This is a genomic window from Alteromonas algae, assembly GCF_049117195.1.
Classification (GTDB): Bacteria; Pseudomonadota; Gammaproteobacteria; order Enterobacterales; family Alteromonadaceae; genus Alteromonas.
In genome coordinates, this window is record NZ_CP185260.1 from 775,639 (window position 1) to 792,278 (window position 16,640).

A 16,640-nucleotide genomic window follows, 5' to 3' on the forward strand; every position below is an offset into this window, starting at 1 on the left:
CCCTTTAATCTGGTTTATATAAAAAGGCTTAGCGAATTACAAGGTAGAGCGACGCATTGCCTCGCTTCACATTAAGTGCAATAACGCCTTTTGATTCATCAAGCGCATTTCTAAAGTCGGCCACGCTAGTGGTACGAACGCGGTTCACACCGATAATTACATCGTCAGGTTGAAGCCCAATTCTTGATGCGGGCGTGCCTCTTTCCAACTCAGATATTACAACGCCTTCATTGCCAGCATCGTCTGTACCATTGGCAAGCGTTGCGCCTTCTAACGCCGGGTGAATTTGCGCAGCAGTAACGGTAGTCTCGGTTGCATCACCTAATACTACGTCTAAACGCATCGAGTCGCCTTTACGCATAACGGTAAGTTCAACTTCTGCACCTGCCCCCATACTTGCGATTTTTGCTCGCAACTCTTGGAAGCTGTTTAGTTTTCTACCGTTAATGGCAGTAATGATATCGCCCGCCTGTAAACCTGCTTTAGCAGCGGCTGATTCAGGTTGTACCTCACTAACGAATGCACCAATGTTGACTTCTGCATTCATTGCCTCAGCCAGACCAGCATCGATATCGCTGCCCAAAATGCCAAGTAGACCTCTACGCACTTCACCAAACTCAGCAATCTGGTCAACAAGGTTTTTCATCATGTTAGCAGGGATAGCAAATCCGATACCCACGTTGCCGCCATTAGGACCGAAAATAGCGGTGTTGATGCCAACCAGTTCGCCATGAAGGTTAACTAGCGCACCGCCAGAGTTTCCGCGATTGATGGCAGCGTCAGTTTGAATAAAGTCTTCATAGCCACCAATGTTTAGTCCTGAGCGTCCTAGGGCACTCACAATACCAGAGGTTACTGTTTGAGAAAGACCAAACGGGTTGCCTATTGCAACAACAAAGTCGCCCACACGCAAGGCGTCTGAATCGGCCAGTGGCAATGCTGTTAATGCTTCAGGATCTATTTTCAATAACGCGATATCGCTTTGCTCATCAGAGCCAAGTTTTTTTGCTATAAACTCGCGCCCGTCAGTAAGTTTTACAGTGATTTCATCTGCGTTATCAACAACATGGTTGTTGGTTACAACGTAACCTTTGTCTGCATCGATGATAACGCCTGAACCTAACCCTTTAAACGGGCGTTCCTGTACTTGCTCTTGAGGGGCGCCAAAGAAATAACGAAACATCTCGGGTACACGCTGGCTCGAGGTTTGGGTTCCCTCTACCGCAATACTCACTACCGCAGGGGTCGCTTCCTCTAGCATTGGCGCTAAAGAAGGCACCTCATCTTTCTTATCAGAAAAGAAAGGTAATGCGGCACTGGCATTAGCGGAATACCCCAGTGAACTAACTACAACGGCAGACGCCAAAACATACTGACGAAAAGACATTTTCATGTTCGCTTACACTCCTTCATGTTACTGCGATAAATCATGGTTTCAGTAAAGAGTCTGAAGTCATTGAAAAAGTTCCAGCTTTTCTTATTTCTCTGCGGTGGATTGCTCAGAACCGCCGACAAACAACCCAGAACCCGAGTTTGCGAAGTCTTTGGGCTGGGTGTCTGAAACACGATTAGATGACGACTTCTCACTATTTTTTAAATTATTTCTCAAATATGTGGTGGCTTGCTCACCGTAAAACGGGACCTTACTCGTCTCATCATCAGCGCCTTGTTGCAGAAGCGTTTCATAGTCGTTCAATTGTTGCTTTAACGTGACACACTGACTTTCTATGCTTTCTAAGCTTTGACGTGTTTGATGAATATGATGCTGAGCTTGTTGCGCCAGAATTTCCTTTACTTCTTTTTCGGTTTGAGCGGCTTTGCCCTCTCCGTTTTTATCTTTCAAAAAGCGGCCGGCGAAAAAGCCTATGATTAAACCTACCGCCAATAAGGCAAGAGACACTAACAGTTCCATTCTATTCTCCAAATCAGATTATTACGCACATCCATTACACATCGTTACGTGTATAAAGAATAATTCGACCATAACGTCAATATAGCAAGGTCGTCTGTGAAAAGCGCATGTGATACTGCATTTATCTGGTTTATATCAAACAATACGTATTTCACGTGCGATTCTACCGTGATTTCCAGTAAAATTAAGGTCATAATTTGTAAATTCAAGCAGGTCGGTGCAGCCACGACCCCTATTGACTTTTGTACGGAGTGTTAAAGGCGATGACGCCATGGGAAAAATATCAACAAGACCTAAGTCAATCAGACTTTCATTACGACGCAGCACAAGAGAATGCGGTAAAAGAGCTTCAGCGTTTATTTGAGGAGCTCACTCACCCCGAAAAGAAAACCACATGGCGGGTAAAGATAAAAACCGCATTTGGAAAGGGACAAAAAAAACCGGGTATCCAAGGGATTTATTTCTATGGTGGCGTAGGGCGAGGAAAAACCTATCTCGTTGATACGTTCTATGACTGTTTACCATTTGAAAAAAAGATGCGCGTCCATTTTCATCGCTTTATGCACCGTATTCATGATGAGTTGAAGCAACTTACAAACGAACAAGACCCACTTCAAATAGTGGCGGCGAAACTTGCCAAAGAAACTAAAGTAATTTGTTTCGACGAATTCTTTGTTTCAGATATTACTGATGCGATGATCCTTGGCACCTTAATGGAAGCTCTGTTTGGCTACGGCATTGTGTTAGTGGCGACATCGAATATTGTGCCAGACGACCTTTATAAGAATGGCTTGCAACGAGCACGTTTTTTACCCGCTATAGAGTTAATTAATCAAAACACGCGGGTAGTCAATGTTGATAGCGGCATAGATTATCGTTTACGAACGCTAGAGCAAGCCGAGATTTATCACTACCCACTGGATAATGCCGCAACCGAAAATTTGCATGCTTATTTTTCTCAATTGGCTCCAGAGGTAGGGACTGAATCACAGCTTATTCGTGTGAATAACCGAGATATAGCAACGCTTAGAGATGCTGATGGCGTGTTAATGATAGATTTTACCGCTTTGTGTGGTGGGCCTCGTAGCCAAAGTGATTATATCGAGTTGAGCCGCTGCTATCACTCTGTGTTGTTGGCCAATGTGAAGCAAATGGGGCAGCACAATGATGATGTGGCTCGACGTTTTATTGCCATGGTTGATGAGTTCTATGAACGAAATGTGAAGTTAATCATCTCGGCAGAGGTTGCTATGGAGTCGCTATATTCTGAAGGCCTTCTGACCTTTGAATTTAGACGCTGTTTAAGCCGATTAAAGGAAATGCAATCGCATGAATACTTGGCTACTGAGCACCTTCCTTAAGCTTAATTGGCGTATTAGCACTGTATTGTTGATGACAAAATAGGTAGACTTTCACTCAAATTTTTTACTGAGGCTGATGCCGCAACGTTATCGCGACATAGAAACAGCCGCAGTGATAGGTAAAAATAAAAAACGCAACGCGTTAATTGCGAACAAGAGAATTCAAGATGGGTAGAGCATTCGAAGTAAGAAAAAACGCCATGGCAAAAACTGCCGGCGCCAAAACAAAGGTTTATTCTAAATACGGAAAAGAAATTTACGTATGTGCCAAAAATGGCGGTGCTGATCCAGACACTAACTTAGCGCTACGACGTTTGATGGACAAAGCGAAGAAAGACCAAGTTCCAGGCCATGTTATTGATAAAGCGATTGATAAAGCGGCGGGCGGTGTAGGCGAAGATTTCCAGCCTATGCGTTATGAAGGTTTTGGCCCAGGTAATTGTATGGTTATAGTCGATTGTTTGTCTGACAACGCTAACCGAACCATTACAGAAGTTCGTAACTGTTTTACGAAAACCAATGCCAAACTTGGTGCTCAGGGTGCGGTATCTCATATGTTTGATCACCAAGCTGTATTTCAGTTCGCGGGTGACGACGAAGATGCTATTTTGGAAGTATTAATGGAAGCTGACGTTGACGTAACTGACGTAGAAGTCGAAGACGGCACGGTGACGGTATATGCGCCGCATACAGAATACTACCAAGTGAAAACAGCGCTTGTGGCAGCTTACCCCGAAATAAATTTTACCGCGGAAGAAATGAGCTGGATGCCGCAAACGGAAACAGATATCAGCGAAGAAGACATGCCGATGTTTGAAAAATTCATGGATATGCTTAATGATTGTGATGACGTACAAGACGTTTATCATAATGCGATTACGCCAAACTAACTGATTTGAGTAAATAAAACGTTTAATAGATAGCTAAAGCCCACTTTAAAGTGGGCTTTTTAGTTTTACAGTGGCATCCCAGCGCCGTTAAATTTGAGCCACTTCTTGGCTTCACCATAGTCTGGCATCACTTTTTCTATTGTGCGCCAAAATCTGGGAGAGTGATTTTTGTCTTCTAAATGCGCAAGTTCATGAACTATAAAGTAGTCCAACACACTTAAAGGTAACATGGCACACTTCCAATGAAGGTTTATTGCTCCTTTCGGAGTGCATGACCCCCAGCGGTTTTGTAATTCCATAACTCGAATGCTGGCAGGTTTTAATAGGTACTGTTGAAGCATCGTTTCCTACAATCGCTGTCTTCAGAAAGAAAAAAGGCCTGTTAGGTAAGGAAAAAGAGCTTTGGGAATGCATGTGTAGCCAAAAAGAAAATGACGTAGATGATTCTTTTTGCAAGTCGTGTGGTAGAGGTAAACAGGGGTTTAAAGCCGAAGAGACTACTCCCAAAAAGGCAATAAAGTATTTATCAATGATTAAAGAGACCTTGAAAGAAACCTTGCCAAATCAATAGAAGGTTTACAGTTGAGTTATCGACTAGAAAATATAACCCGACAGCTGCAAGTATAAAAACGGCAACTGTCAGATTAAGTCTGAGCTTGTATACTTCATGTTCTTGTAGCGCTTTCAAAAATTGAGCCTAAGTATTTCACGTTGATGGCAAAATAGGCCGCATTTAACTATCGCTTAGTAAGGCTCAAGGCGTTCTGAACGCTGTTCAATCTCTTTGGTTCTAAAGTCATGTTGTCGCGACGATTGATATGAATCACTCATTTAACAGCCCTTATGTTTGCGAAACCTCGTGAGCGGTTAATTGTAGAGTTTTTCGTTGACAAGTTTTTCTAAGCACTCAGATTTATCTGTAAAGCTATATCCAACACCTTTGAGGTTTCTACTTCCTTCAATCAAAACTCCGAAATTGTAATACTCTACAGCAAGGCTTGTTTCGAAACTTCTAAGAGCAACATCAGGAAATTCACTCTGCCCAACGGGAGGTAAGTTTCTTTTTTCTCTTTCCATATCAATTGAATGAATAAACTGTGATTTTAATTCGTATACTTTTGTTATTTCCGAGTCGGACAGAGCGGTTTCTGGATTTAATCGTTTTGATTGACGCTCGCTATTTTTGACAAATGTAAGATAGGCCCTTAACGCGGATGCGTCCAACTTATCAATCCCGTAGCTAACGTAAACTAAGCTTCGTAATACGTGATTTTTGACCTCTTCATCTAATTTTTCTCTCTGCTCGTATTTTTGATTAGCTGCAGCTAACTCCATCGATACCAAATATGCTAGGGCTATTGAAGTATGACCGCTTACAACTAGGGATTTAGCGGACTTCAATCTTAAAGGCAAAGGTGTGTCTCGGCGTTGCATTAATACTAGCAAAGCAAACTCATTACCTTCCTTAGCATGAAATGCGACATCTTCGAGGGGGGCCTCTATATATGGGGCAATTAGCTCAGCGTTTGGATTTTCGAAACTTGAGTTTAATATAGGGAGAGTGATCTCTCCACGTTGAATTGACCACTCGTTGAGCTGATTTGAGATGTTAACTCTCTCTTGGACATCGAACAAACTTTGTTCTTCGCACCAATTTTGAGCAGGATTAAATTCTTGTTTCTTTTCATCAATATCTTTTGTATTTTGAACAATGTTTTGACTAGTTGGAACTGTCTCAGTACTTGATTCTCTTATGTGAGGAGTTTGCGCGCGAGATAAGCCCTCATCGTAGAAAAACTTATTAAACAAAAACAAAAACAAAGTAACAACAATCATGACAGCTGTAGTTAGAAGAGCTTTCTTCACTTTTAGGTCCTTTTACCAATCTCTATCAATCGCACTCTTGTACACCACGTGCCTTTTCTAATCTACAATTCGCCAGTTCAGCCTCTTTTTCCGCACTGGCTATACGTTCGCAAGTGTCGGCAATTGCTACCCAAAGTCCCCCTCTCGCACAATCTTGTCGCATAATTACAGAAAAACGGTTGTAAGCATTAGTTTCGCAGAGTGCAAACTCAGTATCAACTCTCAACCTGCATTGCTCGGGAGACTCTGTTGTTGGAGGAGGTGATTCTCCTCCGTTACTTGGAGGGCTACTACCACCGCCATCACCGCCGTCTCGATTATCAAAACCAGGATCGTGCCAGTCATCCCATCCGGTATCCCACCAATTCCATCCATCTCCACCTGGAATAGGGTCGCATGCGACACCAGAATCAGTAGGTCTACAGTCAGCGAGTGCGCTAGAGATTCCCATGTTTATTTTGAAATAGGTTGAGTCTACGAGGTCTATATTACCAAGAAAGCCTGTAGTACCAAGGCTTATTGCGATCGCTATCTTCGATAGTTTCATCCGTGAAGTCCTATAATTGAATTTTATCTACGTTTGCCGTAGTTGATTCAGTTGTGCAGTTACACAGAAACTGAATTTAAGACAAGTGTTCTAAGTCACTTTCGCAACTACACGTGTCGCCCCAATCCCCCGTGTTGGTGTCCCACCAGTCCTGAATTTCGGTAGTATCAAGTCCACGATTGCAAACGCCAGAGTCCGCAGTGAAAGAATGCGCTGAATAAACTCCGGATATTTTGATGTTGCTATCAATACTTGTCGCACTTGAAACATTTATATTGCCAATACAACAAGCGAGACCTGTGCTCACTGCAAACGCTACCTGTGAAATTTTCATTTGAATTCCCTTTTTAATTGTCATCACTATTCTGCTACTTGAAGTTAAATGAAGGGTGTTAAAGTTTTATGATGGTTAATTGTTACTTATGTGAACCGTAATCGAAATTTGAAGTCATTAATTTTTTCATATGGTTAAGCTATTTTTTTGTGATACCTTTTAATTAAAATTTAACCAAAAAGAGTGGAGTGTTTTGCTTTTTTCATTGAATTCAAGAGAAAGTCAAGAGGGTATAGTTGAAGCTTGTAGGTTTATTGTTGCGTTAAAATTTTCCAGTCTTCCTACAAGTATTGCTAGAAACGGAGAAAGCTCTTTCTATAACTTACTTAACAAGGCCGATGACGAAGACTTTTACAGTAAAATTAACTACATGAAAAAAGCCTTGAAATAGTTTCTTTGCTTGAATCTAAAGCTCTTGATTGCGCGGGAGTCGTGTCTGCTCATAATATTTTAGATGTTTCTAGCGATTGTTATGGTATTAGAGAGAGGAATTTAATAATAGGTCCAAGAATAAATAAAGCGTGCTTCTACCCTCCAAAATATGAAATTGTCGAATCTATGTTAAACGAATGGATTTTTGATTTGTCAAAAGTAAATAAAAAATATAATGTAAGTTTGCTTAAATTGTACTTTAAATTTATTCATATTCATCCTTTTGGTGATGGGAATGGACGTTTTTCAAGGGCATTTCTTTTTTCTTTGGGCGACCATTTTTGTTTATTCTCAACATATGTTCATGCTACGAAAGGATATATGCACAATGATTTTGTTAAAAATGCTTTTGCTCTCCAAACCAACGATTTAACCCTCTCTTACCACAATGGCTATTTAAAATGGAAACGTGATTTTTTAGAATTTATAAAGTTGAGCCAAAAAATTTTAAGTGAGGACTATGCTAAAATGCTTACAGGTTCAGAACAGGTTATTTCTAGAATTATTTGTGTTTTAAAAATAGGAATTAAGCATAATAAGATCGAAAGCAACCTTGTAAATAGTCTTGTCTCTAGCCATTTTAATATGGTTAAATTGTACTCTGCTCTTTTAATGACAGATTCATTCATAAAAAATGAAATGCAAGAACACGCGAATTCAACTGCGAAGTGAGCAATTCGCTAAGTTAAGCTGCTTTTAGTAATTCATCAAGCACCACAACGAGTAGTTTGTAGAGAGGGCACGCTCTCGGTCTTGCATTTAAATTTTTTTCTAATTTATTAAGCTGCTTTCCTGTTACTATTGAGTCACTTTTTTTGCGGTCTTCGACAGGGAAAAGTCATGAATTTTCGGATTCAATAAAAGTAAAATCAGTTATAGAAAAAAGGTGGAGTTATGGCTTTCAATGCTTTTAAAGCCTTTGCTACAACGCTTGTTAAGTAAAGTTTGGTTTATTTATCTAACAAAATGCTCGTTAAAGTGCATTTACGGGTGCGGCTTCGCCATTATGCTCGACAATCCTGAGCCTGTTATCTCATGCGGATTTCGATAGTTGTCTTAATATTCATTGCTATTGCTCAAATACTAGCTTTTAGAAGGCAGTTACTAACAAAGTTTCGACTATAAGATTGTTTCCTGTTAAACATCTTTATTAAAAATGAGGTACCGCCCACTTATTGATTTTACTGGGCAGTATTAAACAACTTATTTACTGTAAACACTAACTGTTCACAGTAATTAAGTTCTTTAACGAATCATAAAAGCAAAATATATAATTCGAGACTACTAATAGTTCAACGTAAATTATATATGTTGAGCCTTACAAAAGTGGTAAGGCTCATAGTTATGCTTTCTCTTCAAATAGTTCGTGCCATCTGTATGCTAACGTCGTCTTATTAAAAAGACCCCCAATACAAAAACTAATGATATTGTTGGGGCTTTTAATCTGTGATACGTTTCACACGTTAGTTAATACATACTCAAAAAAATAAAAGGATTTATTATGCGTAAATTGTACTCAACGCTTCTTTTTTCTGTATTTTTGGCCGCATGTGCTACGAAAGGTTCGATGCCTCACCTCACTACCGAACCGCTTACCTCTCCAGATAGCGTAAGCACATATTGGGTATCGACAAAAAATGTACAGCCGACTAGATATTTAACTAAAGAGCAGAAAGCTTTGCTCTCTGGTCAAACAGTAACAATAAAAGCGAAGTATTTAATCGATTCAAATGGCGATGTTTTTAATGTGCAGATACTGGAAGCGAATACGGATGTAGAGTTTTTGGCCCTCGTCGAAAAAAGTTTACAGAACATAGATTTTGAGCCAAGTGAAAGCAATACTGCCTTACAACCGATAATTGCCATGTCAAAGGTAGAGTTTACTTGTGATTAACGAAAGACAACTTCTAATGCATGTGAACCAAGCGAAAATGTAGACTTATCTCACCTTTGTTTGGTGCATCCCAGTGCACAGGTAAGCTTTGTATTCGTTTATAGTTCTTAGAGCAATTAAATCGTCCTGGTTGGTTTATTTTTGTAATCTACCTTCATATATAGTGAATGCCTTCCTGTGCTACTGTTAAATGAAATAGGGTTTCATCAAAGCTTAAGGATTAGCGAGAGACGATATGGATTTATACACCGTTATTGTATGTACTGCCGTTGTGAGCGCTGTATTGGCCTGTACAATGGTATCGCTTTACATTGGAGATACGCGCCGTAAGTCAGCACTTTATTGGTGCGCTGCCGGTGTGTCGTTTCTTCTGTCAAACCTCATCGCAATTTTTGCTATGGTTTTTGACATTGGTGCGAGTTTATACCCCATGTTGCCTAACGCATTTTATATTATGGGGCATGCCGCATTAACGGCTGGCATTGCCGAATATGTATACGGTCGGCATTATCGCGCTATTATTCCAGTCACGTTTTTTACAATATTACTTCTTCATTTATTCCCGCTATTTGAGCAATCCGTAGAGATACGCATGGTCATTTTAAGCCCCGTAATGCTAATGTTTGACGGTGCTGCACTGACGTCAATATGGCGATACAGTCGCCAAACAAATCACAAAGCATGTTGGCCGATTATCACTACGTTGCTCCTGTTTATGGCGCAAATGATAATACGAACGATAGTGCTGTTAGATGCAAACAATACGCTTGCCCTAGAGAATAGTGAATTAATTCAAACCGTGGGCTCGCTTGCCGTCATTGTTTTTATTTCAATGCTTACCGTCAGTTTTATCACGCTTTTATCGTGGGACACCGTAGTGCTGCTTAAACGTGCATCAGAAACCGATTTTTTAACGGGGTGGTTGAATAGAAAGGCACTAGCGTCAATAGCGAGCAAAGCATTTCGTAAGGCTAAAGCGCATAATAGCGCGATAGGTATTGTGATGTTTGATATCGATCACTTTAAGAAAATCAATGACGCTCACGGGCATCATATTGGCGATAAAGTCTTGCAGCATGTCAGCCAACTCGCGCAAAAAACATCAAAACGAAAAGAGGCGTGCTTTAGGGTAGGTGGAGAAGAGTTTGTCGTGCTTCTTGAAGAAACGTCAATTCAGGAGTTACACCAAATCAGTGAACTCATACGCGTTGAAATCGCAAAGGCACATTGGGTAGAGAACAATACCAGTATTTCAACAACAGTAAGTGTTGGAAGCGCACTCAGTCAAGACGCAGACAAAGCATGGAACGACGTGTTAGACCGAGCAGATAGCGCACTGTATAGTTCGAAGCGAAAAGGAAGAAATTGCGCCACGGTTACCGAACTGTTCGAAGTGAAAATGACATGACCGCAAACTACTTTGTATCTTGTAGACACCGTTTGCCCTTCGCGAAACCGTTTTATGCGGTAAACCGATAGTGGTTTTCTAAGTTATCGCTATTCATAAATACTTCATGTAGAATGCGCCCCGGAGTTGGCCAGGCAATCGCCGCTTTCGCAAGAGAGGGGAGGAAAGTCCGGGCTCCAAAGGGCAGGGTGCCAGATAACGTCTGGGCGGCGTGAGCCGACGACAAGTGCAGCAGAGAGAAGACCGCCTAAGCATGTTTACATGCCGGTAAGGCTGAAAGGGTGCGGTAAGAGCGCACCGCACCTCTGGTAACAGAGTGTGGCAAGGTAAACTCCACCCGGAGCAAGACCAAATAGGATCCCTTAACGTGTGGCCCGCATGGGGATCGGGTAGGTTGCTTGAATCAGTGAGCGATTGCTGATCTAGAGGAATGGTTGCCCACGACAGAACCCGGCTTACGGCCAACTCCACCTTTTCAGTACACGATGTCGCTGTCTCGTCTAAACGCCCAGTATTCGACTTTATCTAACAGGTCGTCTACGTCAAAAGGCTTGCCAAGATAATCGTTCATGCCAGCATTGAAGCACTGCTCCCTGTCACCTTTCATTGCATTTGCCGTTAGTGCGATGATAGGAACGTTGTTGTACCGTTCTCCCGCCTCACCATTGCGAATGCGTTGCGTCGCTTCAAAGCCGTCCATGACGGTCATTTGGCAGTCCATGAGTATTAGGTCAAACGTTCCCGTTTCATTGCGTAAAACATCAATGGCTTCTTTGCCAGACATTGCACTGTGTACGTTGTGATCTTGCAGTTGCTGTTGAACAATAACCTGATTAATTTCGTTGTCTTCCACCACCAATATTTTTTGTTTCTTGTTGATTACTGTTGTGGTTGTGGGTGCAATAAACGGTTTGCCATCTGTCGTGTCATTTTCAACAACGCGTAAAATTATCGAGAAGACGAACTTACTGCCATGTCCTTTTTCACTTTCCACGGTTATGTTGCCACCCATCAATTCACATAGTTGTTTACTGATTGATAAGCCCAAACCAGTTCCGCCATATTGGCGCGTGGTAGAGTGATCTTCTTGGGTAAATACATCAAAGATGCCGGGCAGTTTTTCTTTAGCGATACCAATACCGGTGTCAGTGATTTCCCCCTGTAACTTTAACGCATGCTTTGATATCTCACGTAAACTAATGTTAATACCAATGCGTCCGGCGTCAGTAAATTTAACGGCATTACCTATGAGGTTTGACATTATCTGCCTTAACCTGATGGCATCGCCAATCACGTTTTCATAGCCGGCAAGCGATATCGTAAAGTCGAGTGTTAAACCTTTATCCTGGCATGATATCGCGTATTGCGATTTAAGCGTTTCCAGCTCTTTTGACAGGTTGAATACCGTATTTTCAATTTGAAGTTGTCCGGCTTCAATTTTTGAGAAGTCTAAAATGTCATTGACGATATGCAATAAACTCTCGACGCTGAAGGTCGCAAGTGAGAGAAAATGGCGCTGGTCATTATTAAGTTTTGTTTTGCCCAGTAACTGTAATACCCCAGATATCCCATGGATAGGCGTTCGAATTTCATGGCTCATACCGGCTAAAAAGCTCGATTTCAAACGCGCAGACTCTTCCGCTCGTTGTTTCGATTCTTCTAAGAATTGTTCAGCCTTTCTTTTTTTCGTTACATCGTGTTGAAACCCAATATAGTGGGTAACGGTGTCATTGGTACTCACAGGCGTGAGCATAAGGTGATTATAAAATGCTGAACCATCTTTACGATAGTTAAGTAGTGTTGTCTCTATAGGTTTGTGCTCTGCTATCGCATTCCTTAACTGTGCAATATCATCTTGACCGGTATTGTCACCCTGCATAAATCGGCAGTTACTACCGATAATTTCATCTTTTTCGTAGCCGGTAAGGTCTGTAAATGCATTGTTTACATAAATGATAGGCTGACCAACCCGTGTGATGTCCGAAATAACGATAGAGACTTCAGCCTTTTCAATAGCATGAGTAAGTACTTTCACATGGCTTTCTAGAGAGCGTTGCGCGGTAACATCGATACCCACGAATATCGTCCCTTTCACGACACGGGAAGAATCTCTTAATGCAGAGGCAGACCAACGAATAATTTTGTTTTCTGCATCAAGCGCCGAATAATAGCTTAGTTCCTTTGCTTCTTGCTCATCTACCGCGTCTAGAAGCTGTTCCGCCATGACGTTTGAATGCGTTTTAGCTTCATCTAGAAACTGTTTGAAACTGTGATTTTCTAAAAGCGTATTTCGATGCTTATCAATAACAAAAAGTTTATCTCCCATTGAGTCAATAACATTAGAAAATTGTTCGTTTGACAGCGACATGTCAGACAGTTCGATCACTAACTCATCAAATGCTAGCTTGATAATTACGAGTTCTTTCGCTTCCTCTTCTTCCTTAACGTCACTCGTTTCACTCTCGTTTAATGCCTTGTGCTTTATATCATTGTAAAGTCTAGTGAGCGTTCGCTCTACCAGCAGAGTCGTCTTCATTATCATCTGAATATTGATGATCACCATACCGACGGTCATTACTATGATAAGCATGATTATCCAATACATGTCTTTATAAACCATAGAAAATGGTTTAACACTGTATATTGTTAAACTTTGCCACATGGTCGATTTAAAGCGGTAACCACTAGTATCATAACTCTGCAGCCTTGAATTAGGTGTAATGAAGGAGGTATCACTACTAAAAAGAACGGTTCCATCTTGGTCTGTTACCACCTGGTTTGTCAGGCTGGGGTATCCGTCAAGTAAGGCTTGAAGGCTGTCTACATGCATCACCAGCGCGCCCTCTGCGACCCCTTGCATGAGTACTGGAACGGTTAGTAGAACGCCGTCCTTTGTTAATGATACAAATGCTTTTGATGCGCCGAGTGTCCGTTGTTGCCATGCGTCTTGCAGCTGAAGCGGAAGCTGCACGTTCCAGTTCTTCTCAATAATTAAATCACCCGCAAAGTCATAAAGAGCAAAGCTTACGTTCTTTGCATGTGTTAACTGAAGCGAGCGAAAAAACATGGGAAGGTAATCCGCTCTTTGCTCAACATCGACAAGCGAATTTATGATGATATCGTTTGCCGCAAGGTTGGACAGTTGCTTTGCCGTATCGTCTACTACAAAGCTTAAGTTTCGTTTAAGACTATCTAGTGACTGCTGCTGCAATCGATTCGCTTCAGTACGCATAAAATAAAACGTAAGCATCAAGGTAATGGTGACTATAATCACTACCAAAGCTGAAAGCCTTGGCAACATGCCTTTCAACAGCAACTTGCGCAACGGCTGCTGTTCGCTACTCATCTACCGGTCTCCATAGTCGTAATGTGACCATCGTTGTTAAATGTGGCCATGAAATAATCGGGGGCAAATAACGCATCGTGTTGATTAGCGGTGAAAGCGGGAGAGTAAAACTTCACTGCACCATCATGGTGCGCCATAGTTTCTAATGTCGACCTTACGGTATTAACGTCTGATGAATTTGCTTTTTTCACCGCCGCTGCCAGCATAGAGACGATGTCATAAGCATGTGCGATGCCTACTGCCGCCGGAATATCTTCATTTAATGATGAGCCGTATTTCGCACTATATTTTTTGCGAAGGGCCTTCGACTTTGAGGTAGGCTGACGGTTGAAGTGAAACGTCTGCAATACGGCAATATCCAACTTTTCAGCCGGCAAGGTTAGCCTTTTTACAAAGTCTCCAGAGGCAATACCCCAGTGGGATATCACCGGCAGAGAGGACAGTTTTTGGCGAATTAACTCATTCACGACGACTGCCCCTTCGGGCACGTTCGTGACCATTATCACTGCCTGTGCGTCTTGCGTTTTAAGCCGGGTAATATCATCGGCAAATGCATTTTGTTGCCAATTTATCCAGTGCTTCGATGCTACCGTAATACCTAGTTGCGCTGCTGCTTCAGTGAGGGAACGGTCATTTGAGCGCCCCCACGCTGTTCGTTCAAGCACTAGCGCAACACGGGAAACGCCTTTTTCTTTCGCATGTTTCATCAGCACCTTGCCGGCTTCAGCATCACGCACCGATACTCTAAAAATATTGTTCGGCGAATAGCCATTATCGATAATGGGTGTACCCGCCGCCCATGGCACTAACATTAGTACATTGTTCTTATGAATAGCCTCAAGCTCAGCCATCACAACAGGAGTGTGGACACCCCCAACGATTGCCAGTAGGTTTTTCATAGATGAGAATTGGGTAATGTTGTGAACCCCTCGCGCGGGGTTTCCTCTATGATCTCTACTTTTGACAATAACTTGCCGGCCAAGTAACCCACCGCTATTGTTTATTTCATCGACGGCAAGCTGAACCCCTCTCTGAATCGCTTTGCCGCCATCTATAGCAAATGAGGATAAGTCAGCGTCTACACCGATAATAAAAGGGGAGGGCTCTGCTTGAGCACTGGAAGATGCAATAAATAATGCAGAAGCAAAGTAGAACAACAATAGACGAGACATATAATTTCAATAATTTGTTTGAGACTTGTTAAGTTTATATGAATAAGTAATCACTGATTACCCACGTTGGCCTATCCTTTGGTCTACATTTTGGCATTTAGATGCCTACAGAAACGATGAAGGCAAAGTAAGTGTAGTTGATATCTTATGATTTACAGATGCAACCGTGTAGTTTGCTACAGAACCTTTGAAATACGCCAAGTTGGCACGCTTTTGCAATGCACTAACACCTTAACGATATTGTGACCCTATAAGTGTCATCGTATTTTGGACAGCGTAGAAGGCTAAATTTAAACATGTGCCATGACCAACCATGCATAGGGAGTTGCGTTGCAGCGTAAATACCCTCCGTCCATCATTGATGTGGAAGCCAGTGGATTCGGCGCTAAAAGCTACCCCATTGAGATTGGCGTCGTGCGCTATGATGGTGCAAAGTGGTGTAAACTTATTCGTCCTTTTGACCATTGGGTTCATTGGGATGACAGCGCCGAGGCCTTGCATGGGATAAGCCGTGAAATGCTTAACTCTTACGGTATTCCACCCGCTAATATTTGCTCGGAATTAAATAGTTTTCTTGGAAATACCATGGTGTACAGTGATGGGTGGGTTGTCGACCATCCATGGCTAATCACGCTGTTTTCTGCAGCAGGTGTTGATATGACATTTTCATGCCGAGCGCTGGAATATATTCTTCATGAAAAACAAATGGCGCATTGGCATGCCGTTAAATCTCGCCTGTTAGACAGCAGTGACGCCAAGCGACACAGGGCAAGTACTGATGCAATGATAGTGCAGCAGGTTTACATGGAAACCCGCAGCCTAGTCGATTAAATAGACGATAAATAAATATTCATTGTGGTTTACACAGCCACAGAGCGGCGTTGTACTAGAAGAGGTACGACACACCTATTGTGAGCGCATTGTTGTCATTATCCAATACTTGACGATATTCATATTCTACCGCCATATTCAAACCCGCAGGGTTTCCTATTAACCATCCTAGTCGCGCTGATGCCCCGATATCTTCAGGTATATAGAACCATTCGGTATATTGATTATAAGCATTATCGGTGGTGTTGAAAGTGGCATAAACTTGCTGCGGTAAAGCAGTGGTAAATGCCCTACTTGCGGTTACGGAGCTTAAAGGCACGGCCTGTGTATGTGCCCAGCTTGCATTTTTGTACGGGATATCAATGTGGCGCGGGTCAAATGATGATTGTAATCGCCATTTTGCGACTTGCTTGCTTTTAAACATGATAGGACCGTAATGCTGATTTAAATCAGCACTGTGTGTTACCCCGATGTTGAGGCAACAAACCATTGACACCAATGCTACCCAATAAAATCGGAATCTCATGATGGTACGTCCTAAGAGTGTGTGTTGGCAAACCAGCGCTTAACTTGGTACGACACATTGATGAGACTATTTTTGCCTACTATCCGCGATGCCGAATGCTATATCCTTACGCTTTATGTAA

General features: G+C 42.0%; 15 protein-coding genes and 1 other RNA gene. 7 read left to right on the forward strand and 9 right to left on the reverse strand.

What is annotated here, in order from left to right; translation table 11 throughout:
* Positions 1 to 28 precede the first annotated feature (28 nt).
* On the reverse strand, positions 29 to 1,387 hold the full coding sequence (locus ACOJRU_RS03490; protein WP_421134707.1) for a DegQ family serine endoprotease: 1,359 nt from the start codon (positions 1,385 to 1,387) through the stop codon (positions 29 to 31).
* Positions 1,388 to 1,477: 90 nt separating this feature from the next.
* On the reverse strand, positions 1,478 to 1,912 hold the full coding sequence (locus ACOJRU_RS03495) for a ZapG family protein (RefSeq protein ID WP_421133668.1): 435 nt from the start codon (positions 1,910 to 1,912) through the stop codon (positions 1,478 to 1,480).
* A 263-nt stretch (positions 1,913 to 2,175) separates the two neighbouring features.
* On the opposite strand from ACOJRU_RS03495, the gene zapE reads away from it, so the two are divergent.
* Positions 2,176 to 3,273, forward strand: coding sequence for a cell division protein ZapE (gene zapE, locus ACOJRU_RS03500; RefSeq protein WP_421133669.1), 1,098 nt, complete (start codon positions 2,176 to 2,178; stop codon positions 3,271 to 3,273).
* Positions 3,274 to 3,440: 167 nt separating this feature from the next.
* Positions 3,441 to 4,163 (forward strand): YebC/PmpR family DNA-binding transcriptional regulator, encoded by a 723-nt coding sequence (locus ACOJRU_RS03505; protein WP_421133670.1) that lies wholly within the window; start codon positions 3,441 to 3,443, stop codon positions 4,161 to 4,163.
* A gap of 65 nt (positions 4,164 to 4,228) precedes the next feature.
* Here the strand turns inward: ACOJRU_RS03505 and ACOJRU_RS03510 are convergent, their stop codons facing one another.
* From ACOJRU_RS03510 to ACOJRU_RS03525, 4 genes are all read right to left on the reverse strand, one after another.
* Positions 4,229 to 4,504, reverse strand: coding sequence for a M48 family metallopeptidase (locus ACOJRU_RS03510; protein WP_421133671.1), 276 nt, complete (start codon positions 4,502 to 4,504; stop codon positions 4,229 to 4,231).
* A 526-nt stretch (positions 4,505 to 5,030) separates the two neighbouring features.
* The gene (locus ACOJRU_RS03515) at positions 5,031 to 6,029 is read right to left on the reverse strand and encodes a hypothetical protein (protein WP_421133672.1); all 999 of its coding nucleotides are present in this window, start codon (positions 6,027 to 6,029) and stop codon (positions 5,031 to 5,033) included.
* Positions 6,030 to 6,054: 25 nt separating this feature from the next.
* Positions 6,055 to 6,576 carry a hypothetical protein gene (locus ACOJRU_RS03520; protein ID WP_421133673.1) on the reverse strand — a complete coding sequence of 174 codons (522 nt, stop codon included), beginning with the start codon at positions 6,574 to 6,576 and terminating at the stop codon, positions 6,055 to 6,057.
* 76 nt (positions 6,577 to 6,652) lie between these two features.
* The gene (locus ACOJRU_RS03525) at positions 6,653 to 6,910 is read right to left on the reverse strand and encodes a hypothetical protein (protein WP_421133674.1); all 258 of its coding nucleotides are present in this window, start codon (positions 6,908 to 6,910) and stop codon (positions 6,653 to 6,655) included.
* 432 nt (positions 6,911 to 7,342) lie between these two features.
* Here ACOJRU_RS03525 and ACOJRU_RS03530 point away from each other — a divergent pair, with 432 nt between their 5' ends.
* The 4 genes from ACOJRU_RS03530 to rnpB all read left to right on the forward strand — a co-directional run bounded on the left by ACOJRU_RS03530 (position 7,343) and on the right by rnpB (position 11,117).
* Entirely contained in the window at positions 7,343 to 8,014 is a 672-nt protein-coding gene (locus tag ACOJRU_RS03530; protein ID WP_421133675.1) for a Fic family protein, read from the forward strand.
* Positions 8,015 to 8,843: 829 nt separating this feature from the next.
* A complete protein-coding gene (locus ACOJRU_RS03535) occupies positions 8,844 to 9,236 on the forward strand; it encodes a hypothetical protein (protein ID WP_421133676.1) in 393 nt (130 codons plus the stop codon).
* Positions 9,237 to 9,471: 235 nt separating this feature from the next.
* Positions 9,472 to 10,644 (forward strand): diguanylate cyclase, encoded by a 1,173-nt coding sequence (locus ACOJRU_RS03540; protein WP_421133677.1) that lies wholly within the window; start codon positions 9,472 to 9,474, stop codon positions 10,642 to 10,644.
* A 122-nt stretch (positions 10,645 to 10,766) separates the two neighbouring features.
* An RNA gene (rnpB, locus tag ACOJRU_RS03545) (RNase P RNA component class A) lies at positions 10,767 to 11,117 on the forward strand.
* A 2-nt stretch (positions 11,118 to 11,119) separates the two neighbouring features.
* Here rnpB and ACOJRU_RS03550 read toward each other — a convergent pair.
* Both ACOJRU_RS03550 and ACOJRU_RS03555 read right to left on the reverse strand, forming a co-directional pair.
* On the reverse strand, positions 11,120 to 13,990 hold the full coding sequence (locus ACOJRU_RS03550) for an ATP-binding protein (RefSeq protein ID WP_421133678.1): 2,871 nt from the start codon (positions 13,988 to 13,990) through the stop codon (positions 11,120 to 11,122).
* Positions 13,987 to 15,162 (reverse strand): ABC transporter substrate-binding protein, encoded by a 1,176-nt coding sequence (locus ACOJRU_RS03555; RefSeq protein ID WP_421133679.1) that lies wholly within the window; start codon positions 15,160 to 15,162, stop codon positions 13,987 to 13,989. Before ACOJRU_RS03555 ends, ACOJRU_RS03550 begins: the two co-directional genes overlap by 4 nt.
* Before the next feature lie 330 nt (positions 15,163 to 15,492).
* On the opposite strand from ACOJRU_RS03555, the gene ACOJRU_RS03560 reads away from it, so the two are divergent.
* Positions 15,493 to 15,993 carry an exonuclease domain-containing protein gene (locus ACOJRU_RS03560; RefSeq protein WP_421133680.1) on the forward strand — a complete coding sequence of 167 codons (501 nt, stop codon included), beginning with the start codon at positions 15,493 to 15,495 and terminating at the stop codon, positions 15,991 to 15,993.
* A gap of 55 nt (positions 15,994 to 16,048) precedes the next feature.
* On the opposite strand, the gene ACOJRU_RS03565 is transcribed toward ACOJRU_RS03560, so the two are convergent.
* A complete protein-coding gene (locus ACOJRU_RS03565; protein WP_421133681.1) occupies positions 16,049 to 16,519 on the reverse strand; it encodes a hypothetical protein in 471 nt (156 codons plus the stop codon).
* Positions 16,520 to 16,640 lie beyond the last annotated feature (121 nt).